The organism is Aquirufa echingensis, assembly GCF_042714525.1.
GTDB classification, from domain to species: Bacteria; Bacteroidota; Bacteroidia; order Cytophagales; family Spirosomataceae; genus Aquirufa; species Aquirufa echingensis.
Window position 1 is genome coordinate 585,659 of sequence record NZ_JBBKYA010000001.1, and the last position, 23,058, is coordinate 608,716.

Below are 23,058 nucleotides of genomic sequence, written 5' to 3' on the forward strand. Positions count from 1 at the left end.
TTTTCAATTGCCAAGTTAAAAATTATTTTTCACAAAATGGATAAAAATTATTAATTGGTCGTTGTTTTGAGTTTTTTTAGTAACGTTTTATCTCTGATTTTAGTGTGTTTGATAGCTAAAATATGTTTATTTTTGTTCTTATCTACAGAAAAAAGAGCAAATCACACGCCTACATGGAAGAATCCAAATCCAAATCGTTAAACTTTTTAGAAGAAATTGTGCAAGCGGACATCGCTGCTGGTAAGTACCCGCAAGGGATTTTCACACGCTTCCCTCCGGAGCCCAATGGTTATTTACACATTGGACATGCCAAAAGTATTTGTTTGAATTTTGGTCTAGCCCAAAAGTTTGGAGGTAAGACAAATTTGCGATTTGATGATACGAATCCGATGACCGAAGAAACCGAATATGTGGATTCCATTAAGTCGGATGTTGCTTGGCTTGGATTTGAATGGGCGAATGAACTCTATGCCTCAAACTACTTTGAGCAGATCTATCAATTTGCGGTTTCATTGATTTCTAAAGGGCTTGCCTATGTTGATGATTCTTCTGCGGAGGAAATTGCAGCATTAAAGGGAACCCCAACGACACCTGGGACCAATAGTCCATTCCGTAATCGCTCCGTTGAGGAAAATTTAGCTTTATTTTCAGCTATGCGAAATGGCGATTTTGCTGATGGTGCTAAAGTATTACGCGCGAAAATTGACATGGCGCATCCCAATATGCACATGCGAGATCCATTAATGTACCGCATCCGCCACGTACCTCATCACCGTACCGGAAATCAATGGTGCATCTATCCGATGTATGATTTTGCGCACGGGCAAAGTGATTCGATGGAGGGTATTACTCATTCTATTTGTACCTTGGAATTTGATGTCCACCGACCACTATATGATTGGTTTATCAATAAATTGGAAATCTTTCCATCCCATCAATATGAATTTGCTCGCCTAAATTTATCTCACACGGTGATGAGTAAGCGTAAATTATTGCAAATGGTGAATGAGAAGGTCGTGTCAGGTTGGGATGATCCTCGCATGCCTACGATTTCGGCACTTCGCAGACGTGGTTATACGGCAGCTTCTATTCGTAATTTTTGTGAGCGAATCGGTGTTGCAAAACGCGATAACTTAATCGATATCAGCTTGTTGGAATTCTGTATTCGCGAAGATTTAAATAAAATTGCGGACCGTGTCATGGCAGTGATGGATCCCGTTAAATTAATTATTACTAATTATCCGGAAGGTCAGACCGAAGATTTATTGGTCGAAAATAATCCGGAAGATCCAGAAACGGGCAAGCGTGTCGTTCCTTTCTCCCGCGAATTATACATTGAGCGTGAAGATTTCATGGTGGAGCCTCCGAAGAAGTTTTTCCGTTTGGGACCTGGTTTGCAGGTTCGTTTGAAAGGAGCTTACATCATTACTTGTGACCATTTTGAATTAAACACTGATGGATCTGTGAAGGAAATTCATGCGTCCTATATTCCTGAAAGTAAATCAGGGCAAGACACTTCTGGTATCCATGTAAAAGGAACAATCCACTGGGTGTCTATTCCACATGCGATTCAAGCGGAAGTTAGACTCTTTGATCGTTTGTTGATCGTGGAGGATGCCTCTGAATTAGGGGATGATTTTGTTAAGTTCATTAATCCTGAATCATTGAACATCATCGATAACGCTTTCGTTGAGCCAAGTTTGGCGCAAGCAACTATCGGAGAAGCGGTTCAGTTTATTCGCAAAGGATATTATTGCTTGGACCGCGATTCGAAACCAGATCATTTGGTGTTTAACCGCACAGTAACCCTGAAGGATACTTGGGCAAAAGAACAGAAGAAATAATTATTTTTTGGCGAAAAGGGAATCGACAAAGGTTGTTTTATTGAACACTTGCAAGTCGGAGACTTTTTCGCCAACTCCAATATACTTCACCGGGATTTTGAATTGATCCGAAATTCCGATCACAACACCACCCTTTGCGGTTCCATCCAATTTTGTAATGGCTAATGCCGTCACTTCGGTGGCTTTAGTGAATTCTTGCGCCTGAATGAAGGCATTTTGGCCTGTTGATCCATCCAATACCAATAGTACTTCATGTGGTGCTTCTGGGATGAATTTTTGAACGACGCGCTTCATTTTAGACAACTCGGTCATCAAGTTTACCTTTGTATGTAAACGACCCGCCGTATCGATGATGACGATATCTGCCTCCATATCAACCGCTTTTTTTACGGTATCGAAAGCAACTGAGGCTGGATCCGTATTCATGCCGTGGTCAATCACTGGGATTCCTACACGCTCACCCCAAAGTTTCAATTGGTCCACAGCCGCAGCACGAAATGTGTCTGCTGCACCTAGAACAACTTTAAGGCCATTTTGATGAAATTGAGACGCTAATTTACCGATCGTAGTTGTTTTACCTACCCCATTAACTCCCACCACCATGATGACATAGGGTTTTTGTTTAGGTTCGGCAAACGCATTTTCAATGTCGTAAGATTTGTTTTCGTCTAGCAACGCTGCTACTTCCTCGCGCAAAACTTGATCTAATTCTTCTGTGGATACAAACTTGTCGCGTTCCACGCGGCGCTCGATGCGCTCAATGATCTTAAGTGTTGTCGCAACCCCCACATCCGAGGTTAATAGGATTTCTTCTAACTCATCTAAGACATCGTCATCCACTTTGGATTTTCCCAAAACCGCACGACCCATCTTGGAAATAAAACCTTCTTTGGTTTTTTCCAAGCCTTTTTCCAAGGCCTCTTCCAGGTCTGCTTGCTCCTCAGGAGCAGGTTTCTTTTTGAGAAAATCAAATAATCCCATTCGTGTGCGTGTCTTTTGCGTGTTGAAGGTAAACAAAAAAAAGTCCCCGAAAAAGGGACTTCAATATGCTAGCGATAAATTGCCGACGAAAAAACTAGTTTTTCAATGCAGCGTTAACCTCATCTTGAAGAATGATTTCTTCTTTGAAGGTATAAGCTCCTGTCGTTGGGTTTTTAACCGCCTTGATGATTTTAGCGTATTTTACGCCGCCTTCTTTCTTTAGTGTTGCAACTACTTTCTTAGCCATGATTCGTGGGTATTAAAACCTTATTTAATTTCTTTGTGTAGAGTAACTTTCTTCAATACTGGGTTGTATTTTTTCAACTCAATACGAGCCGTTGTGTTTTTACGGTTCTTTGTCGTGATGTAACGAGACATCCCTGGTAGACCCGACTCTTTGTGCTCTGTACATTCCAAAATTACTTGGATGCGATTTCCTTTCTTTGCCATAATTGTAAAATCTGTTTACGCCTCGATTCGAAACGGAATGCAAAGGTATAAGAAATATTTTTTTTGCCAAATAGTTTGCCCAAAATATCTGATAAATAATTGATAATCTTCGCCTACTCAACTTCCGAGGCTTTTAAATGTGAGATACTTTCTTCATTTTTGTTCAATGAATTCCATTCAATACGAATTTCTTCCCCAGAATTTTCAAGATTCCGACCCGAATCAGTATCAGCTTGCTGACCTGAAATCAGAGGAAATGTTGATTTCACTTGGTCCGCAGCACCCATCTACGCATGGTGTTTTGCGTCTGGAAGTTATTTCGGATGGAGAATTGGTGGTCGATGTGGTTCCACATTTAGGGTACCTACATCGTTGTTTCGAAAAACATGCTGAAGCTCTGCCTTTCAACCAAATCATTCCTTACGTAGATCGCCTCGATTACATGGCTTCCATGAATTCTGAGCATGCCTATGTCATGGGAATTGAAAAAATGCTTGGAATTTCAGGTACGCTTCCAAAGCGTATCGAATACATACGGGTTCTGGTTGCCGAATTAAATCGTATCGCGTCCCATTTTGTGGCGATTGGAACCTATGGGTTAGATATTGGTGCATATACGCCTTTTTTGTGGTTGATGCGTGATCGTGAACATATTCAACGCTTGTTGGAATGGTTGTCGGGTGCCCGTATGTTGTACAATTATGTGTGGGTTGGGGGATTATTTTATGACCTTCCTGTCGGCTTCGAGGAGCGTACAGCGGAATTAATTCCGGTGATGAAAAATACGATTGCTGAGGTTCAGAAAATCGTTGAAGAAAATTCTATTTTCATCAAACGGACTGCGAATATTGGCGTTTTACCTTTGAATTTAGCAATCAATTATGGTTGCACGGGCCCCGTATTGCGTGGATCAGGTTTGGCATTTGATTTACGAAAAGTAGATGCCTATTCTGTTTACCCGGAATTGGAATTTGATATTCCCGTTGGCGAAGGTTTAAAAGGCCAAACGGGCGACTGCTGGGATCGAAACCACGTGCGTGTTCTCGAATGCATTGAGTCCATTCGAATCATCGAACAGTGTTTATCGGCATTAACGGGCGAACACGCCCGAACGAAAGCATTCGACCCTCAAGAATTTGTTCCTAAGAAAATTAGACCTGCCGCGCAAGATATTTATGCCCGAGCTGAAAACCCAAAGGGGGAATTAGGGTTTTACATACGTGCCGATGGAAAATCGGATATTCCGTCACGTGTGAAAGTGCGTGCATGTTCATTTCATCATTTGTCGGTGATTCCGGATTTGGCAAAAGGTGCTTATTTAGCCGATTTGGTGGCTATCATTGGTTCCATGGATTTAGTCATGGGCGAAGTAGATCGATAATTATGATACAACAATTTTTGCCCGCGCTCGAAGCTGAAATTAAACAACAACGTTTAGGGGAAGCGCCTGTAGAACTCTATGAGCCTATTCGATATTTAATGCAATTAGGAGGTAAGCGGATTCGTCCGGTGCTTTGTTTGTTGTCTTATTCGTTGTTTAAAGCTGATTGGGAAAAGGTTGTTTCTACAGCACTTTCGATTGAGATTTTTCACAATTTCACCTTGATGCATGATGATATCATGGACAAGGCCCCGCTTCGTCGGGGTAAGCAAACCGTTCATGAAAAATGGAACGATAACATCGCGATTCTATCAGGCGATGTGATGCTCGTTAATGCCTATCAATATTTGAATCAATGCCAACATCTTTCTTTGGCTGAATTTCAGCATCTTTTGTTGCGGTTTAATCGGACGGCGGCGGAGGTGTGTGAAGGCCAACAAATGGACATGAATTTCGAAAGCCGTTCATCGGTTAGCGTGGAGGAATACATCGAAATGATTCGATTAAAGACCTCTGTGTTGATTGGCTTATCCATGGAAATGGGAGGTATTTTGGCGGGAATTGAGGCAGAAAAGGCTCAAGTACTCTATGAGATAGGAGAATGCATAGGTTTAGGATTTCAATTGAAAGATGATTTGCTCGATGTTTATGGGGATCCAGAGAAATTCGGGAAACAAGTGGGGGGCGATATTTTGGCCAATAAGAAAACTTATTTGCTCATTCGTGCCTTGGAAACGGCGAAGGGAGATGATCATCAGCATTTGCAAGCTTGGTTAGCCATGGAAAACCCGAATCCCGTTGAGAAAGTTGCCTCGGTTACGCAGCTCTATACCGATTTAGGAATTCGCAAAGAGACTGAAGCGAAAATTAATCAGTATTTTGATCAGGCATTTCTGTCGATAGATCAATTAAACCTGCAACCAGCGCAAAAAGAGGCCCTTGGTAAATTTTTGGCAGGGTTGGTTGATCGGGAAGTTTAATGTAGTTTTGTAGGCTAAATTTTAAAGGGCTTTGCCCGATTTTCATGGGGAATTCAAATTCACTCAGTTTTTTGATTATGGCTGTTACGGTCGGCATTTCGCTCCTTGCTTGGCAAAAGCCTGCATGGATGGATGCGATGACGATGTCGCCCTATCGAATCAATAAAAAACAAGAATATTGGCGGTTCTTGACGTCGGGGTTTATTCATGCCGACTTCACCCATTTGTTCTTTAATTTGTTTTCCTTTTACTTTTTTGGAACGCAATTGGAGTATATTTTCTCCATCATATTTCCGGGAATTGGGGGATATGTTTATGTGGTATTCTATTTACTAGCGATACTTGTTGCCGATTTGCCAACCTATTTCAAGCAACGTAATAACCATTATTTTAATTCTTTGGGAGCTTCGGGAGCTGTTTCGGCGGTTATTTTCGCGGGGATTATGTTCTTCCCGACGGAGAAGATTTACCTGTTTGGGGTCGTTGGAATTCCTGGTTTCATCTACGCAGGTTTATTTACCTGGTATTCCATTGCGATGGATCGTAGAGGACGCGATTATGTGAATCATTCTGCGCATTTATATGGGGGACTTTTTGGTGTGCTGTTTATTACGCTGACTAGACCTTCGACGTGGATTGAATTTGTTCAACAAATTATGGCCATGCTCGGATGAAAAGAATAGCGATTTTGGGTTCGACGGGTTCCATCGGGACGCAAGCATTGGATGTGGTTTTGCAGCATTCTGCGGCATTTTCAGTGTCCGTATTAACTGCGCAATCGAATGCTGATTTATTAATTGAACAAGCTTTGCAATTCCAACCTAGCCATGTGGTGATTGGGGATGAGCAAAAATATGAATTCGTTAAAAAGGCGCTTTCTGGCTCAAGTATTACTGTTTTAGCCGGAGCTGAAGCTTTACAAGAGGTCGTTTGCTTAGATAATGTCGATATCGTCTTGACCGCTTTGGTGGGTTATGCAGGTTTGTTGCCTACCGTGAAAGCGATAAAGTCAGGTAAGCCGATTGCACTGGCCAACAAAGAAACGCTTGTCGTTGCTGGATCATTGATTATGCCTCTAGCGCGCGAAATGGGTGTTCCTATTTTGCCTGTAGATTCAGAACATTCGGCAATATTTCAGTGCCTCATGGGCGAGTCACATAATCCCATTGAGAAAGTTATTTTAACCGCATCGGGTGGACCTTTTCGTGGGAAGAAACGTGCGGATTTGGAGCATGTAACCCGGGCTCAAGCATTAAAACATCCCAATTGGTCGATGGGAGCGAAGATTACGATCGACTCGGCTAGTTTGATGAATAAGGGTTTAGAAGTTATTGAAGCGGCTTGGTTGTTCGATGTGAAGGCTTCACAAATCGATGTAGTGGTACATCCGCAATCGATTGTTCATTCCCTGGTGCAATTTGAAGATGGGTCAATAAAGGCTCAATTGGGATTGCCTGACATGAAATTGCCTATTCAGTTTGCGCTGGGTTATCCAAATCGCATGCAAGCCAATTTCCCTCGTTTTGATTTTCGGGATTTTGCTTCGTTGACATTTGAACAGCCGGATATGGAGACATTTCGGAATTTGGGACTGGCATTCCAAGCCTTGGATCAGGGAGGAAATATGCCCTGTATCTTGAATGCCGCAAATGAGGTAGCGGTGGATGCATTTTTGAAAGATGAAATTGGCTTTTTAGCTATGTCCGATTTATTAGCGGATTGCATGGCGAAGGGAACTTTTTTGCTTAATCCAAGCTTAGAGGACTATATTACAACAGATAAATTAACGAGAGAAATGGCCCAAATGTGGGTTAAAAAGCAAAATAAATAAGGTATGGAAGGTTTGATTATGGCAGGACAGCTAATCTTGGGGCTGTCGATTTTGGTGACATTACACGAATTTGGACACTTCATTACGGCCAAATGGTTTAAGATGCGTGTGGATAAATTTTATCTGTTTTTTGATTTTTTATTCCCTATCCCAACGGTTTTGAATTTCGCTTTGTTTAAGAAAAAAGTGGGCGATACCGAATACGGTTTGGGTTGGTTTCCACTTGGGGGCTATGTCTCGATTGCCGGGATGATTGATGAAACACAGGACGCCGCTACTTTAGCGAAAGAGCCTGAACCTTGGGAATTTCGGGCGAAACCTGCCTACCAACGACTTATCGTTATGTTGGGTGGGGTTATCGTTAACGTCATCACCGGTGTGGTTATTTTCATTGCTTTGACATTTTCGAATGGGAATAATTTCATTTCCAAAGATGAGTTGAATAAAAATGGAATTGTAGCCTTGGAACTAGGCAAACAAATTGGCTTAAAAACGGGTGACAAAGTTGTTAAGGTAAACGGCGCCGATTATAAATCTTTGGCGGATTTACGTACGTCTGATGTCTTATTAGGCGAAAATTCGTCTTACACGGTTTTGCGTGATGGGCAAAAAATTGTGGTCAAAATTCCTTCTAATTTCATTGAGAAATTAAGTGATAAAAAAGCTGCTTTCATTGAGCCTATGGCTGCTTTTAAGGTAGCTGAGGTTGCTGCGTCAGAAGAACCAGGAAGTCAAGATGGCGAGTTGTTGCCGGCGTTTTCAGCAGGTTTAAAAGCAGGCGATTACATCACGGCGGTGAATGGTCAGCCGATTCGCTTTTATCATGAAATTAAAGAAGTGCTAGCTAAGGAAGCTGGGAAAGCAATTCATTTGGCGATTAGCCGACAAGGCCAATCGGATACCTTATCGATGGTGGTTTCAAAGAGTGGTCAAATCGGATTTATTCCTGAATTATTGATAAAGACTACACACGAGGATTACACATTTGCACAATCTTTGAGCATCGGAACAGGTCGTGCATTCTCTGTTATATCTGATAATATTCGTGGGTTTAAGAAAATTGCAACAGGCGATGTTTCGGCATCAAAGGCATTGAGTGGCCCGATTGGAATTGCTCAGATGTTTGGTGGAGTTTGGGATTGGACGCGTTTCTGGATGTTGACGGGTTTATTGTCAATGGCTTTGGCATTTATGAATATTTTGCCGATTCCCGCATTGGATGGTGGCCATGCTATTTTCTTGATTTATGAGATGATTACGGGAAAGCCGGCATCTGAAAAAGTATTGGAGCGTGCCCAACAAGTTGGTATGATTATTCTACTTGCCTTAATGGCCTATACTTTCGGTAACGACTTATTTAAAGCATTTTTCTAGCATTGAAAAAAGGGATTTTCTTATTGCTTTTGATGGTTTTGCCTTTGCTCGGGCTTGCTCATCCTTTTCACTCCAGTGTGGGAGAATGTATCTACAACGCAAAAGAAAAAACTTGGGAAATTAGCATTCGCTTGTTTCAAGACGATTTGGAACAAGGACTAAGTGCATTTACGGGCACACGATTCGTATTTCAAGAAGGTCCTCAAACCGATAAGGTGCTTGATGCTTATTTGCGGAAGCATTTGGGAGTGCAAGTAAACCAACAACTCACAACGCCCTACCGATATCTTGGCTGGGAGGCAGTCAAGGATGTGATTTGGGTGTACGTGGAGATTCCAACTGAACAAAACCTAAAAGGGATGTTTTGGGAAAACAGTCTACTTGCAGATACTTTTCCAGATCAGACTAATCTATTTCATGTTGCCCGTGGGGAACACAAGCAATCGTACTTGTTTCAATCAACTAAATGGATTCAAGTATTTGAATGAGGCAGTCTGCCAAAAGGTCATGTGGCATGATATTTGATTATATGCCCATACTTTTAGAATAAATTACGAGGGGAATATTATAAATTGTGTGTATGAATAATTCAAACGACCTTTTTAAGCATCTGAGGTTGTCAGACATGTCTGACTTCGAGAATATTGAATTGATCCCCATTGGATCAGAGGGGATGGGCAGTGATGACAAAATGGGCGTTTTGTCAGAGGAGTTGCCGATTTTACCTATTCGGAATATTGTTTTGTTTCCGGGTATGGTGATTCCGATCACGGTTAGTCGGCAAAAATCAGTTCGTTTAGTAAAGAAAGCCTATAAAGGTGACCGTACCATAGGGGTGCTTGCGCAAGCGAATCATTCCAAAGAAGAACCTTTGCCTGAAGATTTATATAAGATTGGAACCGTAGGACACATCGTCAAAATGTTTGTTTTGCCGGGTGGAAATACAACGATTATTGTGCAGGGGAGAAAGCGTTTTGAGGTTAAAGAATACATCAAAACCGAGCCTAATTTGATTGCTAAGGTCAACTATTTGGAAGATACATTTCCCAAAAAATTGAACCGCGAGAACAAGGCTTTGATTTCAACTCTGAAGGAAAATGCAACTAAAATTCTAAATCTAAATCCTGAAATTCCTCGTGAAGTTCAGATTGCTTTAGACAATATTGAATCGCCGTCTTACTTGGTACACTTCTTGTCTTCCAATGTGAATGCAGAGTTGCCTGAAAAACAAGCTTTGCTTGAACAACTGAATGGCTTAGAACAAGCGACGAGTTTGTTGGAGCACATGATGAAGGACATTCAATTATTGGAATTGAAGCGTGAAATTCAGAGTAAAGCTTCGAGTGATATTGATCAGCAGCAGCGAGATTATTATATCCGCCAACAAATTAAAGTGCTTCAAGAGGAGCTAGGTGTCGAAAGTCCAGAGCAAGAATTGGATGGTTTGCGTGCACGTGCAGCTAAGAAAAAGTGGACGAAAGAGGTGAATGATTTTTTCCAAAAGGAGTTGAGCAAATTGCAACGCACGAATTCGATGTCGCCTGAATATCCGATGTTGATGAATTATGTGGAGCTATTAGTAGATCTTCCATGGAGCGAATATTCCAAAGATAATTTTGATCTGATTAAGGCGAAAAAAGTTTTGGATGCCGATCATTTTGGATTGGAAAAAGTCAAAGAACGTATCATTGAGTATTTGGCCGTGTTGAAGATGAAGGGCGATATGAAAGCGCCAATTCTATGTTTATATGGCCCTCCGGGTGTTGGTAAAACATCTTTAGGACGTTCTATTGCAAAGGCATTGGGACGGAAGTATGTGCGTATGGCTTTGGGTGGTTTACGCGATGAAGCGGAAATTCGTGGGCATCGCAAGACTTACATTGGTGCCATGCCAGGAAAAGTGATTCAGAATATTAAGAAGGCGGGGTCTTCAAATCCCGTGTTTATTTTAGATGAGATTGATAAAGTTGGTTCAGATCAACGAGGTGATCCTTCTTCAGCTTTATTGGAGGTTTTAGATCCCGAACAAAACAATAGCTTCTTAGACAATTACATGGAGGTTGAATATGACTTATCCCGTGTGATGTTTGTGGCAACTGCGAATAATTTAGATACGATTCATCCTGCATTACGTGACCGGATGGAGATTATCGAGGTGAGTGGCTATACGATGGAAGAGAAGGTTCAAATTGCAAAAAAGCATTTGCTTCCAAAACAGAAAGCGGAACATGGCTTGGATAAAATTGCCTTTGCGATGACAGATGCCGCGATTCAAAAGGTAGTGGAAGGATATACACGCGAATCAGGTGTTCGGAAATTGGAGCAAGAAATTGGTCGTGTGGTTCGTAAAATGACCAAGTCAATTGCGATTGGCGAGGAATACCCGAGTAAAATTCAACCTGCGGATGTAGTTCGGATGTTGGGCCAGGAGGTCTTCGACAAGGATTCCTATGAAAGCAATGAGTATGCGGGTGTTGTAACAGGTTTAGCTTGGACACCGGTAGGAGGAGATATTTTGTTCGTTGAAACCTTGTTGAACCGAGGTAAAGGTCAGTTGACTTTATCGGGACAATTGGGGGATGTCATGAAGGAATCAGCGATGGCAGCTTTAAGTTTCTTGAAGGCCCATGCGGATGATTATCAGATTGATTATCGGATTTTTGATCAATACAATTTGCACATCCACGTGCCTGCGGGTGCGGTGCCAAAAGATGGCCCTTCTGCGGGTATTACGATGTTGACAGCCATTGCTTCAGCATTAACCCAACGGAAAGTGAAGGCTAATTTGGCGATGACAGGTGAAATTACCTTGCGCGGAAAGGTCTTGCCTGTGGGGGGTATTAAAGAGAAAATTTTGGCTGCAAAACGTGCTGGAATTAAGGAGATTATTATGTGCAACAAGAATCAAAAGGATGTGGAGGAGATTGAAGCACATTACATTTCCGATTTGAAATTCCATTATGTGGAGCATGCAACGGAGGTGTTGGCGATTGCTTTGCTGGGCCAACAAGTAAAGAATCCGGTCAAATTTGTTTTTCAGGACGAGGCTAAGGCCAAAACGTCTGTGGATTGATAAACGATATCGCCCATTTCGAGGCAATATTGAATCATTTTAGCTGCCTCTGCCTGGGTTAACGGGCGGAGGCATTCTATTAAGTCTTGTAGACTCATCGCCCCATTTTTGAGGTAATTCAAAATTAGTTGGCGTTCTTTTTCCATCCCTTCCGGATAGGCTTTGCCTGATGCTTCTTTTTTTCGCTGAATGCAATTGTCACAAATACCACAATTTGCTTGGTCGGCTTCTCCAAAATATGCCGTAATTAGTCGGTTTCGGCAAGTTGTCTTCTCTCGGACATAGGTTTCTATGGCCTTGATTTTGGTTTGACTCCGTTCTTTTTTCTTTAAATATTCACTCCAAATAATCGGTAGATTTTCCGTATTTGCACGAGGAGTAAGCAATGTTAATTTGGGTAGTCCAGATTGCTTTTCATATTCGATTATTTCGAATTTGGTTAATAAATTCAGGATTCGTTCTACATCTGCCAAAGGCATTTTAATCAATTGGCTTAGATTTACTTCGGAAATTGAAATAAACTGGGTGTACAAGTTTCCTCCAAAATGTCTTAACAGGAATTTGATGAACGTCTCAAATTTCTCATTTCGAATCATGAAATCATATACCTCTGCCGCCGTTGCTTGAATGCGTATTTTGGACGGATTTTGGAAAGAGTCATTTAAAATTAATAATCCTTCGCTTTCCAAAGTCTTGATGGCAAAATAGGTTTCCGATGCTGGTAATTGGAAGCGTCGTGCCATTTCGGTCCAGTCAAAATCATAGGTGCTTAATTCTCCACTTCCTTCAGCAATCTGAAGGTAATTGCTAATGACCTGGTAGGTTTTACGCAGGACTTCGGGAGTAGGGAAGGTTTTCTCCCAATTCGCATGTAGATCTTTAATATCCTGTTCCTCCACGAGTACTACGGCATAGGCTTTTTTCTCATCCCGACCCGCACGACCAGCCTCTTGATAGTAAGCTTCCAGCGTATCAGGTAGGTCCATATGCACAACGAGTCGAACGTCTGGTTTATCGATTCCCATCCCAAAAGCGTTCGTTGCAACGATGCAATGTGTTTTATTTTGTATCCAATCTTGTTGTTTCTTTGTTCGCACATCTGTCGCTAAACCCGCATGGTAATAGTCGGCCAGTATCCCATTTTTTTGCAATAATTGCGCGATTTCTTGCGTTTTGCGTCGATTACGGGCGTAGACGATGGAGCATCCGCCAACTTTCTTAAGCATTTGAACGAGTTGGGGATCTTTGTTTTCCTCCCAATGACAAGAATAAGAAAGGTTAGCTCTTGTGAAGCTTTTTTGAAATACCTGTGGAGATTTAAATCCGAGTTTTTCAATGATATCTTGTTTAACTTCTTGATTCGCCGAGGCGGTCAAAGCGATGCAAGGAACCTTGGGAATTATCTCTCTGAAATTATTGATTTCGAGGTAGGGTGGTCTAAAATCATACCCCCATTGGGAAATGCAATGCGCTTCGTCGACGACCAATAAGGAAATATTCATTTGTTTGGCCCGTTCGATAAATAGGTCGGTTTTGAGCCTTTCGGGTGAAACGTAAATGAATTTTACTTGGCCATAGATGCAATTGTCGAGGGCGATGTCAATTTGTTTTTTCGACATGCCCGAATAGATGGCAATGGCAGGAATTCCTCGCTTTGATAATTGTTCCACTTGGTCCTGCATCAATGCAATGAGTGGGGTGATGACGATGCAAATCCCATCGGTTGCCATTGCAGGAACTTGAAAGCAGATGGATTTTCCTCCTCCTGTGGGTAAAAGCGCTAATGTGTCTTTTTTTTGAAGGACGGATTCGATGATATCCTGTTGCAAAGGGCGAAAGTTGGTATGGCCCCAGTATTGTTGCAATATGTTTCTCGTTTGGATCATTTAAGAGCAAAACTATATGAATTTTACAGAATGCATGATTATAAGTTGATAATTCAAAAGATTAATTAATGTTATTTATCTTGATGCTACTAAATAACCGCTAATGAAACTTAAACAAAACGAAATTATTGATTTTACGAATCGTGAAATTACTATCATTCGATTATCAAAAGATAATTTTACATGCAAAGAAATTGCAAAGAAACTTTTTATTTCAGAAAATACAGTGCGAAAGCATAGGCAGAACATCCTTCAAAAGGTCAATGGTGTAGGAAGAAAGGATTTTCGAGATTTTCTAAGGAATTTTTCTGAGAGTTAGATTTAACTCCTTTGTTTTTGTTTTAATACTACTAAAATAGTACTAAAAGTAGTATTTTATGGTTGTGCAAATTGCATTTACTTTGGCTAAGATTACAGCTATTTGTAATTCTTGTATAACCACTAATTAAAATGAAAACGCGCAGTAACTTAGGTGCAAAAATTGGACTTATTGTAATTGTATTGATAGTACCCATATTCATTTATGCATATGAGTCTGAAGTTAGCTGTGAGCCAGATTGGAAATTCTTTGGGTGGAGTCGATCGGTCTGCGGACTGAATGGAGGGTCTCAAGAAGTAGGACACAAACATTTGCCAGATGGTTCAGGGTGTGTTTACTTTTACAAAGAGTATAACTATTTTTTTGGATTTCGAGTAGATGAAAGAATAGCGCAAGTTGTACAAACTTGCCCTGATTAATCAAATTTATGTGGATTATGAAAAATATAATATTTCCTAAATTCCTTGTCTTCAGTTTACTTTTTCTAAATGGTACAATTGTGGTTCCTAATGGCTTGTCTAAAAGATTGAGCAATTTAAATGACTCAACTTATTCGATACTTCTTGATGAGGTAAAAGTATTACCTTCAAGATTATCAAAGATCGAAACAGAGAAACCGAATCGAAAACGACATTTTTCATTCATAACAATAGCGCCTTGTCAAATTGGAATGATGTTTGACGATGTCAACCTAATTGGGAGGAAGCTTACTAAATTGGAGATTTATTTTGACAAGCGGTATTCCCCAAATAATACTTTTCAAATTCAAATTTATTCGATTGGAAAAGATATGCTTCCCACTGACTTAGTCAATAAGCATGAACTTGCTTTTTCTGCGAATCAAATCGGATGGAATGAGTTTCCAATTCTTTTGGAAGATTTGGTAATTCCTAAAAATGGAATCGCTGTTATTGTGAATTTTTTTGCAAAATCAAATAAAATCACGGGAGAAACAGATAGAGTTGCCATGGGTAAATATTCTGTAATAAAACGGTTTTATGTTCGTCCAACTAGTCGGAATGACTGGACCGTCATTTCGTCATTTCAAGGAGGTAGAATTGGGCCGATGATTCGATTGGAAGTACAATGAGTAAGTTTTTTTGTTGATTCTCAAGCGTTGGCGTGCTCGTATATATGAATGTTAGATAGGATCACGCATTCATTAATATCAATTTACAAGTCGACTATTGGTGATTACATGGGTATCTTATTTCCTTACTGAGAAAGTTGAGGTTTCGTTTTGGTTATTTTAAAAAAAATTATCTGTTTGTTTATGCAAGAAAATTCAGCGCAACCTGTATTTTTATTTTTTTAAATCTGCATTATGTTAACAGCATCCGATCTATTGCAATTATCAGCGCGGGGCATTCGTCCTGAAGAAATTAATCAACAAGTTGAATATTTTAAACAAGGCTTTCCTTGGATGAATTTAGAGAAGTCGGCGACGATTGGGGATGGCATTGTCCGTTTCTCTGAGGCGGATTTGGCTTCGCATATTGAACGATTTGAATCGAGGCGTTCGAGTTTGAATTTGTTGAAAATGGTGCCCGCATCCGGTGCTGCGACGCGGATGTTCAAATCTCTGTTTGAATATATTTCCTCGGGTCAGCCCAATAAAGAGTCTGATTTGTTTTTTAGCCAAAAGGAATCATTTGCGTTTTATGAGGAGTTGAAGTCCCTCGCACCGGAAGGTACAGCGGAGGTGGACGTATTGAAACAATTGCTCGGAGCTTCTGGGATGGAATATGGTTCTTTGCCAAAAGGCTTGTTGAAATTTCATAAGTATGCATCTGGTGCTCGAACGCCTTTGGAAGAGCATTTGGTCGAGGCGGCTGAATATGCTTCAGATGGCCAAAAGGCGCGCTTGCATTTTACTGTTTCTCCTGAACATCGAGGCCGTTTCGAGGCTTTGGTAACACGTTTATCTCCGATTTGGTCTTCGCATTTTGGGATTGAATTTGAAGTGACATTTTCTGAGCAGAAGCCGGCTACTGATACTGTTGCGGTGAATATGGATAATAGTTTGTTTAGGGAAGCGGACGGTTCTTTGTTGTTCCGCCCTGCCGGCCATGGAGCTTTGCTAGAGAATCTGAATGATTTATCTGCAGATATTATTTTTATTAAGAACATTGATAATGTAGTCCCGGATCATTTGAAATTGACGACGATTCAATACAAGAAAGCTTTGGCGGGATTGTTGTTGTGGATTTTGGAGGGGATAAGTTATTTGGAAATGCGTTTGAAGGGGGAGTTGAAGCCTGCTTTGATTGAGGAGGCATTGTTGGAGATTAAGACCTATTTAGGATTTGAAGTTTCAAGTGATTTTCAGTTTTTGTCAATTGAAGCTCAGGCGGCTGAGTTATTGAAAATATTGGCTCGACCTACACGTATCTGTGGGGTGGTTAAGAATACGGGTGAGCCGGGAGGCGGACCATTCTGGTGCCAGGATGCTGCGGGTAATTTGACATTGCAATTGGTTGAATCTGCACAAGTTGATATGTCTAATGCAGACCAAAAGGCTTTATTTGCTGGTTCGACGCATTTTAATCCGGTGGATTTGGTTTGTGCAACACGCGGCTGTGATTTGATTGAGTTTCGGGATATGTCGACGGGTTTTATCACTGAGAAAACGAAGGATGGAAAATCGTTGAAGGCGCAGGAGTTACCAGGTTTGTGGAATGGTGCGATGGCACATTGGAATACCTTGTTTGTGGAGGTGCCTTTAGTGACCTTTAATCCGGTGAAAACGGTGACTGATTTATTGCGTCCGGCACATCAAAATAGTTAGGGTTTTTCTCTTTGTAAAAAAACCACTAATTTTGCACCTCTTCCAGCAGATTTTGAAGGAAGTATATAAATGCTTGATTACAAAAACCTTGTTCGTTTTACGGGCAAGGTTTTTTATTTTATCAGGATTCTGATATTAATTATCAAGTAAGTTTTTTCTTTTTCAGGCTTTGTGAAGTAGTTTTAGGATTAGAGGGTGTTTGTTTACGCTGCCGGGGTTAGATCCCCGGCAGCGTAAAATATTTCTGGAAAAGTTTACCGCTGCCAGGGTCGAAGACCCTGGCAGCGGTAGCGGGGACCCTGCCGACGTAAAGAGTTTAAAATCGAATAAATATGGCATTAGAGCAAACATGGCGGTGGTTTGGGCCGAATGACCCCGTCAAATTATCGGACGTTCGACAAGCAGGTGCAACAGGAATCGTAAGCGCATTGCACCAAATCCCGAATGGGCAAGTTTGGGAATTGAAAGGCATTTTAGAGCGCAAAGCTATCATTGAGGCGGCAGGATTGAGCTGGTCGGTGATTGAAAGTATCCCCGTGCATGAGGACATTAAGACCCGTTCAGGAAATTACAAGCAATACATCGAGAACTACAAAACTTCATTACGCAATGTGGGAGCGGCAGGTTTGGATTTGGTGTGTTATAATTTTATGCCCATTTTGGATTGGACGCGGACCGATTTAGATTTTTGTTTCCCAGACGGGAGCACGGGATTGCGTTTTGATGCGGCTGAGTTTTGTGCATTTGAATTATTCTTGTTGAAACGTCCAGGTGCGGAGCAACATTATACAGCTGAGCAGATCGAACGTGCGAAGAAATGGTTTGATGCATCTACGCAGGCGCAGCAAGATAAGCTCATTCGCAATATCATTGCAGGTTTACCGGGCTCGGAAGAGAGTTTCACCTTGAAGTCTTTCCAGGAAGCTTTAGATACTTACGCAGAAGTAGGAGAGAAGGAATTACGAGAGAACTTATATGATTTTATCCGGGAGATAACGCCAGCGGCTGAGGAGGCAGGTGTCATGTTGTCAATACATCCGGATGATCCCCCGTATCCGATCTTGGGCTTGCCTCGCGTGGTAAGTACGGAAAGCGATGCGAAGCAATTATTGGCTGCTTATGAAAGCAATGTCAACGGATTGTGTTTTTGTACAGGAAGTTATGGCGTAAGAGAAGATAATGATTTGGTGGGGATGGTTGAGCGTTTGGGACATCGCTTTAACTTCATTCATTTGCGTGCGACACGCCGTGATGAATATGGCAATTTCCATGAGGCAGATCATTTGGATGGCGATGTGGATATGTTTGGCGTGATGAAAGGTTTGGTTCAGGAGCAAAGGAAGCGGATAGCGGCTGGTCGGAAGGATTACCGACTTCCATTCCGTCCGGATCACGGTCATCGCATGTTGGATGATTTGCAGGAAGGCAAGAAAACGAATCCAGGCTATACGGCGATCGGTCGCTTGCGGGGATTGGCGGAATTGCGGGGATTGGAAATGGGCATCGAGGGGTTTTTGAAATAATTTTCTGCCAAACCGTTTTGTTTTGTCTTTCTTATTGTTAAATTTGCACCCCCATTAGTGTGGGATAACTCAATTCAATTGGGTTTACTACATGAAATAAGGGATTAAATGAATTTATAATTAAACAGGTAATTACGCTAAAATGCCAACTATTCAGCAATTAGTGCGCAAGGGACGTGAGCAAATGACTTGGAAATCTAAGTCACCTGCTTTGGATTCTTGCCCACAAAGAAGAGGAGTTTGTACTCGTGTATACACGACGACTCCAAAGAAACCAAACTCAGCGATGCGTAAAGTAGCGCGTGTACGTTTGACAAACCAAAAAGAGGTGAATGCCTATATTCCAGGTGAAGGTCACAACTTGCAAGAGCACTCGATCGTTTTGATCCGTGGTGGTCGTGTGAAGGACTTACCAGGGGTTCGTTACCACATCATTCGTGGAGCATTGGATACTGCCGGAGTTTCTGGTCGTTTACAGTCTCGTTCGAAATATGGTGCTAAACGTCCTAAACCAGGTCAAGCAGCTCCAACAGGTAAGAAGAAATAATTTATTAACAGAAAGATTCAGTATGCTTCGTTAAGGCAGAAGGTTGGGTCGAAATTAAAAAACTAACAACATGAGAAAGGCGAAACCAAAAAAGCGCTACGTATTACCAGATCCTAAATTTAAGGATGTATTAGTAACTAAGTTTGTAAACAACTTAATGTACGACGGAAAGAAATCAACTGCATTTACAATTTTTTATGATGCATTGGACAAGGTTGAGGAGCGTACAAAAGAAAACGGTTTAGAAACTTGGAAAAAAGCATTAAACAATGTGATGCCATCTGTCGAGGTTAAGAGCCGTCGTGTGGGTGGTGCAAACTTCCAGGTACCAACAGAAGTACGCGCTGAACGTAAAGTTTCATTGGGAATGAAGTGGTTAATTGGTTATGCACGTAAGCGTGGTGACAAAACAATGATGGATCGTTTAGCGAATGAAATCATTGCAGCATCTAAAGGAGAGGGAGCAGCTGTGAAGAAGAAAGATGATACGCACAGAATGGCGGAGGCGAACAAAGCGTTCTCTCACTTCCGTTTCTAATTCAATCGAATTATGTCAAAAGGCTGTTCAGTAATGGACAGCCTTTTTTTATGACCTTTGTTAGTTACTCGATTGGCTTAGTGGAGTATTTGTAAAAAATGAGTAGCTTTGATTAACAATCAACATTACTATGATTTCGAAGAAGGCAAAATATGCATTAAAGGCGTTAAAAGTATTGGCTCAGGCTTATGAAAAAGGGCCTTTATTGATTTCGCACATTGCGGAGTCGGAGCATATCCCGAAGAAATTTTTGGAAGCGATTTTATTAGAGTTGCGTAATCATGGAATCTTGCAGAGCCAGAAAGGCAAGGGAGGCGGTTATTATTTACGCGTTCCACCAAGTGAGGTGACATTTGCGAAGATAATTCGGATTGTTGATGGTCCTATCGCGCCTGCGTTATGTGTCTCTTTGCATTTTTATGGCAAGTGTGATGATTGTGCGGATGAGGAAACATGTCAATTGCGTACGGTATTGGCCAAATGGCGGGATGCCAATTTATCTGTTTTAGAAAAGACAACACTAGAGGAGCTTATTTAAGCTCCTTTTTTTATTCGTATAGGTAATCCAAATTTTTCATTTTGAAATCATCGGGATCTAATTCCAAGAATTCTTCCCAGAAAGGGTTTTCGGGAACAGATGCTTTGCAGATGATCGGAGTTTTCTTGATTGGGTGGATGAAATACAATCTACGTGCATGCAAGTTTATACTGGCATCGATATTGGGTTTGTCGTATCCGTATTTGATGTCACCTCGAATAGGGCATCCCAAAGAGGCTAATTGCACTCGAATTTGATGCGGTCTGCCGGTGATAGGTTCCACTTCAACTAAATAGTGTAAGTTGATTTTTCCTAAAACTTTGTAGTTCAATTCCGCTTTGAGGGCTTTGTCCTCTGGAAAGTCGTAAGCCGTTGTGGTATTTTTTGCTTCGTTTTTCAAAAGCCAATGTGTAAGCTTCCCTTTTTCTGGGTAAGGCTTTTTGCGGGTTACGGCCCAATAGGTTTTTTGGATATCACGTTTGCGGAACATCTCCATCATGCGTTCAAGCGCTTTGGAAGTTCGAGCGAAAATGACAAGTCCACTCACCGGGCGATCTAGTCGGTGAACAGGGTGCAAGAAAACCGCACCCGGTTTTTGGTATTTTTCTTTGATATAGTCTTTGAGCACATCGGTTAATGTTACGTCGCCTGTGCTGTCGCCTTGCACGAGAATTCCTGCCCTTTTATTTACTATTAGGAGGTGATTGTCTTCGTAAACGATGTGATAGTCTTTCATTGATTCAGTATTTATTCCCTTAAAATGGGTGCGTATTTGCGTTGACAAAGGTAGGATTATTTCGCGATAAGTCGAGTTTGTTAATTTTTTTTAATTTTTTTTCGATGAAGTCATGCTTGATTTTCAGCGAATTACGAATTATTGTAAAATATTTTTGTGTGTGGTGTTGGTAATTATAAATTATTCCTACATCTTTGCACTCCCAATCGCTAGGAAAAAGCTTCTAGCACATTAACGGAAGGGTTTGCTTGAAGGTTTCGGCTGGATGGTGGACGTGGAAGTTGAAAGAGTTCTTTGACGTGTTGATAGAAATAAAGACGAGATTAATTCTTTAAATGAATTAGTCATAATAAGTAGCATTCAAGACAAGGATAATGACAATTTTCTTATATTAATAAGAGCAGTCAAACATCCAAAGATTATTTACAATGGAGAGTTTGATCCTGGCTCAGGATGAACGCTAGCGGCAGGCCTAATACATGCAAGTCGAACGGTGTCTTCGGACATAGTGGCGCACGGGTGCGTAACACGTATGCAACCTACCTTACATTGGGGGATAGCCTTTCGAAAGGGAGATTAATACCGCATAAGACAGTAGCTGGGCATCCAGCAGCTGTTAAAGATTTATCGATGTAAGATGGGCATGCGTCCAATTAGTTAGTTGGCGAGGTAATGGCTCACCAAGACTTTGATTGGTAGGGGAACTGAGAGGTCAATCCCCCACACTGGCACTGAGATACGGGCCAGACTCCTACGGGAGGCAGCAGTAGGGAATATTGGGCAATGGACGCAAGTCTGACCCAGCCATGCCGCGTGCAGGATGAAGGCGTTATGCGTTGTAAACTGCTTTTATACAGGAAGAAACGACTCTTGCGAGAGGCATTGACGGTACTGTATGAATAAGCACCGGCTAACTCCGTGCCAGCAGCCGCGGTAATACGGAGGGTGCAAGCGTTGTCCGGATTTATTGGGTTTAAAGGGTGCGCAGGTGGTTTATTAAGTCAGTGGTGAAAGACGGTCGCTCAACGATTGCAGTGCCATTGAAACTGGTAGACTTGAGTAAAGTAGAGGTGGGCGGAATTGATAGTGTAGCGGTGAAATGCATAGATATTATCAAGAACTCCAATTGCGTAGGCAGCTCACTTGGCTTTTACTGACACTCATGCACGAAAGTGTGGGTATCAAACAGGATTAGATACCCTGGTAGTCCACACTGTAAACGATGATAACTAGGTGTCGGCCGAATCTGGTCGGTGCCACAGCGAAAGCGTTAAGTTATCCACCTGGGGAGTACGCCGGCAACGGTGAAACTCAAAGGAATTGACGGGGGTCCGCACAAGCGGTGGAGCATGTGGTTTAATTCGATGATACGCGAGGAACCTTACCTAGGCTAGAATGTGAAGGAATGATACAGAAATGGATCAGTCAGCAATGACCTGAAACAAGGTGCTGCATGGCTGTCGTCAGCTCGTGCCGTGAGGTGTTGGGTTAAGTCCCGCAACGAGCGCAACCCCTGCATTTAGTTGCCAGCACGTAATGGTGGGAACTCTAAATGGACTGCCTACGCAAGTAGAGAGGAAGGAGGGGACGACGTCAAGTCATCATGGCCCTTACGCCTAGGGCTACACACGTGCTACAATGGGCGGTACAGAGGGTAGCTACCTGGCAACAGGATGCCAATCTCGAAAACCGTTCACAGTTCGGATTGGGGTCTGCAACTCGACCCTATGAAGCTGGAATCGCTAGTAATCGCGTATCAGCAATGACGCGGTGAATACGTTCCCGGACCTTGTACACACCGCCCGTCAAGCCATGAAAGTCTGGTAGACCTGAAGCTGGCCGTTAAACCGCCAGTTAGGGTAGAACAGGTAATTGGGGCTAAGTCGTAACAAGGTAGCCGTACCGGAAGGTGTGGCTGGAACACCTCCTTTCTGGAGAAGCTATTTATTATTGATTGTTGCCATTTGGTGATAGTTGATCGTTTTTATTTTTATCACACGCTTAAAGGAAAATCACTCGAACGAGAGGGGTTTTCAAGGTATTAAGATTGCAAGAGTAAAAAGCGGGCTTGTAGCTCAGGTGGTTAGAGCGCTACACTGATAATGTAGAGGTCCGTGGTTCGAGTCCACGCAGGCCCACAAGAAATGAAGGCATGTGGGTAAGAGCAATAGATTAAGCAAAACAATCCCTGGGGGATTAGCTCAGCTGGCTAGAGCACCTGCCTTGCACGCAGGGGGTCAACGGTTCGAATCCGTTATTCTCCACCAAC

The 23,058-nt window shown here is 41.9% G+C and carries 20 protein-coding genes, 2 tRNA genes and 1 rRNA gene; 18 read left to right on the forward strand and 5 right to left on the reverse strand.

Translation table 11 applies throughout. The features are described 5' to 3' along the window. Positions 1–173 precede the first annotated feature (173 nt). The gene (locus SKC38_RS02620; protein ID WP_377974827.1) at positions 174–1,844 is read left to right on the forward strand and encodes a glutamine--tRNA ligase/YqeY domain fusion protein; all 1,671 of its coding nucleotides are present in this window, start codon (positions 174–176) and stop codon (positions 1,842–1,844) included. Here SKC38_RS02620 and ftsY read toward each other — a convergent pair whose 3' ends face one another. The 3 genes from ftsY to rpmG all read right to left on the reverse strand — a co-directional run bounded on the left by ftsY (position 1,845) and on the right by rpmG (position 3,275). After that, the gene (gene ftsY / locus SKC38_RS02625) at positions 1,845–2,825 is read right to left on the reverse strand and encodes a signal recognition particle-docking protein FtsY (protein ID WP_377974828.1); all 981 of its coding nucleotides are present in this window, start codon (positions 2,823–2,825) and stop codon (positions 1,845–1,847) included. Positions 2,826–2,919: 94 nt separating this feature from the next. Beyond that, positions 2,920–3,072, reverse strand: coding sequence for a DUF4295 domain-containing protein (locus tag SKC38_RS02630; protein ID WP_109324168.1), 153 nt, complete (start codon positions 3,070–3,072; stop codon positions 2,920–2,922). A gap of 20 nt (positions 3,073–3,092) precedes the next feature. Next, a complete protein-coding gene (gene rpmG, locus SKC38_RS02635) occupies positions 3,093–3,275 on the reverse strand; it encodes a 50S ribosomal protein L33 (RefSeq protein ID WP_109325429.1) in 183 nt (60 codons plus the stop codon). Positions 3,276–3,441: 166 nt separating this feature from the next. Between rpmG and SKC38_RS02640 the strand changes: the two genes are divergently transcribed. From SKC38_RS02640 to lon, 7 genes are all read left to right on the forward strand, one after another. Further along, on the forward strand, positions 3,442–4,656 hold the full coding sequence (locus SKC38_RS02640) for an NADH-quinone oxidoreductase subunit D (RefSeq protein ID WP_377974831.1): 1,215 nt from the start codon (positions 3,442–3,444) through the stop codon (positions 4,654–4,656). A gap of 2 nt (positions 4,657–4,658) precedes the next feature. After that, positions 4,659–5,636: a polyprenyl synthetase family protein gene (locus tag SKC38_RS02645; RefSeq protein ID WP_377974832.1), complete on the forward strand. Its 978-nt coding sequence runs from the start codon at positions 4,659–4,661 to the stop codon at positions 5,634–5,636. A gap of 77 nt (positions 5,637–5,713) precedes the next feature. Beyond that, positions 5,714–6,310 (forward strand): rhomboid family intramembrane serine protease, encoded by a 597-nt coding sequence (locus SKC38_RS02650; RefSeq protein WP_377974834.1) that lies wholly within the window; start codon positions 5,714–5,716, stop codon positions 6,308–6,310. Then, positions 6,307–7,467 carry a 1-deoxy-D-xylulose-5-phosphate reductoisomerase gene (locus SKC38_RS02655; RefSeq protein WP_377974836.1) on the forward strand — a complete coding sequence of 387 codons (1,161 nt, stop codon included), beginning with the start codon at positions 6,307–6,309 and terminating at the stop codon, positions 7,465–7,467. Before SKC38_RS02650 ends, SKC38_RS02655 begins: the two co-directional genes overlap by 4 nt. Before the next feature lie 3 nt (positions 7,468–7,470). Then, the gene (rseP, locus tag SKC38_RS02660) at positions 7,471–8,841 is read left to right on the forward strand and encodes an RIP metalloprotease RseP (protein WP_377974837.1); all 1,371 of its coding nucleotides are present in this window, start codon (positions 7,471–7,473) and stop codon (positions 8,839–8,841) included. A gap of 2 nt (positions 8,842–8,843) precedes the next feature. After that, the gene (locus SKC38_RS02665; RefSeq protein WP_377974839.1) at positions 8,844–9,329 is read left to right on the forward strand and encodes a DUF6702 family protein; all 486 of its coding nucleotides are present in this window, start codon (positions 8,844–8,846) and stop codon (positions 9,327–9,329) included. Between the two features lie 92 nt (positions 9,330–9,421). Next, the gene (lon, locus tag SKC38_RS02670; RefSeq protein WP_377974840.1) at positions 9,422–11,914 is read left to right on the forward strand and encodes an endopeptidase La; all 2,493 of its coding nucleotides are present in this window, start codon (positions 9,422–9,424) and stop codon (positions 11,912–11,914) included. Here lon and SKC38_RS02675 read toward each other — a convergent pair. Next, entirely contained in the window at positions 11,878–13,800 is a 1,923-nt protein-coding gene (locus SKC38_RS02675) for a RecQ family ATP-dependent DNA helicase (protein ID WP_377974842.1), read from the reverse strand. The two genes, lon and SKC38_RS02675, sit on opposite strands and share 37 nt — an antisense overlap. A 103-nt stretch (positions 13,801–13,903) precedes the next feature. On the opposite strand from SKC38_RS02675, the gene SKC38_RS02680 reads away from it, so the two are divergent. The 7 genes from SKC38_RS02680 to SKC38_RS02710 all read left to right on the forward strand — a co-directional run bounded on the left by SKC38_RS02680 (position 13,904) and on the right by SKC38_RS02710 (position 20,053). Further along, entirely contained in the window at positions 13,904–14,119 is a 216-nt protein-coding gene (locus tag SKC38_RS02680) for a helix-turn-helix transcriptional regulator (protein ID WP_377974844.1), read from the forward strand. 436 nt (positions 14,120–14,555) lie between these two features. Beyond that, on the forward strand, positions 14,556–15,209 hold the full coding sequence (locus tag SKC38_RS02685; protein ID WP_377974845.1) for a hypothetical protein: 654 nt from the start codon (positions 14,556–14,558) through the stop codon (positions 15,207–15,209). A gap of 234 nt (positions 15,210–15,443) precedes the next feature. Beyond that, on the forward strand, positions 15,444–16,907 hold the full coding sequence (locus tag SKC38_RS02690; RefSeq protein ID WP_377974847.1) for a DUF4301 family protein: 1,464 nt from the start codon (positions 15,444–15,446) through the stop codon (positions 16,905–16,907). A gap of 332 nt (positions 16,908–17,239) precedes the next feature. Beyond that, on the forward strand, positions 17,240–18,430 hold the full coding sequence (uxuA, locus tag SKC38_RS02695; protein WP_377974848.1) for a mannonate dehydratase: 1,191 nt from the start codon (positions 17,240–17,242) through the stop codon (positions 18,428–18,430). Positions 18,431–18,572: 142 nt separating this feature from the next. Continuing rightward, a complete protein-coding gene (gene rpsL / locus SKC38_RS02700) occupies positions 18,573–18,977 on the forward strand; it encodes a 30S ribosomal protein S12 (RefSeq protein ID WP_127805424.1) in 405 nt (134 codons plus the stop codon). A 70-nt stretch (positions 18,978–19,047) separates the two neighbouring features. Further along, positions 19,048–19,515: a 30S ribosomal protein S7 gene (rpsG, locus tag SKC38_RS02705; RefSeq protein ID WP_130895318.1), complete on the forward strand. Its 468-nt coding sequence runs from the start codon at positions 19,048–19,050 to the stop codon at positions 19,513–19,515. 130 nt (positions 19,516–19,645) lie between these two features. Continuing rightward, on the forward strand, positions 19,646–20,053 hold the full coding sequence (locus tag SKC38_RS02710) for an RrF2 family transcriptional regulator (RefSeq protein WP_315575075.1): 408 nt from the start codon (positions 19,646–19,648) through the stop codon (positions 20,051–20,053). A 10-nt stretch (positions 20,054–20,063) separates the two neighbouring features. Here the strand turns inward: SKC38_RS02710 and SKC38_RS02715 are convergent, their stop codons facing one another. Next, positions 20,064–20,789: an RluA family pseudouridine synthase gene (locus tag SKC38_RS02715; protein ID WP_377974851.1), complete on the reverse strand. Its 726-nt coding sequence runs from the start codon at positions 20,787–20,789 to the stop codon at positions 20,064–20,066. Between the two features lie 425 nt (positions 20,790–21,214). Here SKC38_RS02715 and SKC38_RS02720 point away from each other — a divergent pair. From SKC38_RS02720 to SKC38_RS02730, 3 genes are all read left to right on the forward strand, one after another. After that, positions 21,215–22,720, forward strand: a 16S ribosomal RNA gene (locus SKC38_RS02720). A 133-nt stretch (positions 22,721–22,853) separates the two neighbouring features. Beyond that, a tRNA-Ile gene (locus SKC38_RS02725) sits at positions 22,854–22,927 on the forward strand. Between the two features lie 52 nt (positions 22,928–22,979). Beyond that, positions 22,980–23,056 (forward strand) — tRNA-Ala (locus SKC38_RS02730). Positions 23,057–23,058: the final 2 nt, after the last annotated feature.

What these genes read in the sequence shown, in the direction of transcription:
- rseP (WP_377974837.1), top strand. Translation starts at nt 7,471, where the DNA reads ATGGAAGGTTTGATTATGGCAGGACAGCTAATCTTGGGGCTGTCGATT.
- lon (WP_377974840.1), top strand. Translation starts at nt 9,422, where the DNA reads ATGAATAATTCAAACGACCTTTTTAAGCATCTGAGGTTGTCAGACATG.
- SKC38_RS02680 (WP_377974844.1), top strand. Translation starts at nt 13,904, where the DNA reads ATGAAACTTAAACAAAACGAAATTATTGATTTTACGAATCGTGAAATT.
- SKC38_RS02650 (WP_377974834.1), top strand. Translation starts at nt 5,714, where the DNA reads ATGGCTGTTACGGTCGGCATTTCGCTCCTTGCTTGGCAAAAGCCTGCA.
- SKC38_RS02675 (WP_377974842.1), bottom strand. Translation starts at nt 13,800, where the DNA reads ATGATCCAAACGAGAAACATATTGCAACAATACTGGGGCCATACCAAC.
- SKC38_RS02620 (WP_377974827.1), top strand. Translation starts at nt 174, where the DNA reads ATGGAAGAATCCAAATCCAAATCGTTAAACTTTTTAGAAGAAATTGTG.
- rpmG (WP_109325429.1), bottom strand. Translation starts at nt 3,275, where the DNA reads ATGGCAAAGAAAGGAAATCGCATCCAAGTAATTTTGGAATGTACAGAG.
- SKC38_RS02685 (WP_377974845.1), top strand. Translation starts at nt 14,556, where the DNA reads ATGAAAAATATAATATTTCCTAAATTCCTTGTCTTCAGTTTACTTTTT.
- SKC38_RS02690 (WP_377974847.1), top strand. Translation starts at nt 15,444, where the DNA reads ATGTTAACAGCATCCGATCTATTGCAATTATCAGCGCGGGGCATTCGT.
- SKC38_RS02655 (WP_377974836.1), top strand. Translation starts at nt 6,307, where the DNA reads ATGAAAAGAATAGCGATTTTGGGTTCGACGGGTTCCATCGGGACGCAA.
- SKC38_RS02710 (WP_315575075.1), top strand. Translation starts at nt 19,646, where the DNA reads ATGATTTCGAAGAAGGCAAAATATGCATTAAAGGCGTTAAAAGTATTG.
- SKC38_RS02645 (WP_377974832.1), top strand. Translation starts at nt 4,659, where the DNA reads ATGATACAACAATTTTTGCCCGCGCTCGAAGCTGAAATTAAACAACAA.
- uxuA (WP_377974848.1), top strand. Translation starts at nt 17,240, where the DNA reads ATGGCATTAGAGCAAACATGGCGGTGGTTTGGGCCGAATGACCCCGTC.
- SKC38_RS02640 (WP_377974831.1), top strand. Translation starts at nt 3,442, where the DNA reads ATGAATTCCATTCAATACGAATTTCTTCCCCAGAATTTTCAAGATTCC.
- SKC38_RS02630 (WP_109324168.1), bottom strand. Translation starts at nt 3,072, where the DNA reads ATGGCTAAGAAAGTAGTTGCAACACTAAAGAAAGAAGGCGGCGTAAAA.
- ftsY (WP_377974828.1), bottom strand. Translation starts at nt 2,825, where the DNA reads ATGGGATTATTTGATTTTCTCAAAAAGAAACCTGCTCCTGAGGAGCAA.
- rpsG (WP_130895318.1), top strand. Translation starts at nt 19,048, where the DNA reads ATGAGAAAGGCGAAACCAAAAAAGCGCTACGTATTACCAGATCCTAAA.
- rpsL (WP_127805424.1), top strand. Translation starts at nt 18,573, where the DNA reads ATGCCAACTATTCAGCAATTAGTGCGCAAGGGACGTGAGCAAATGACT.
- SKC38_RS02715 (WP_377974851.1), bottom strand. Translation starts at nt 20,789, where the DNA reads ATGAAAGACTATCACATCGTTTACGAAGACAATCACCTCCTAATAGTA.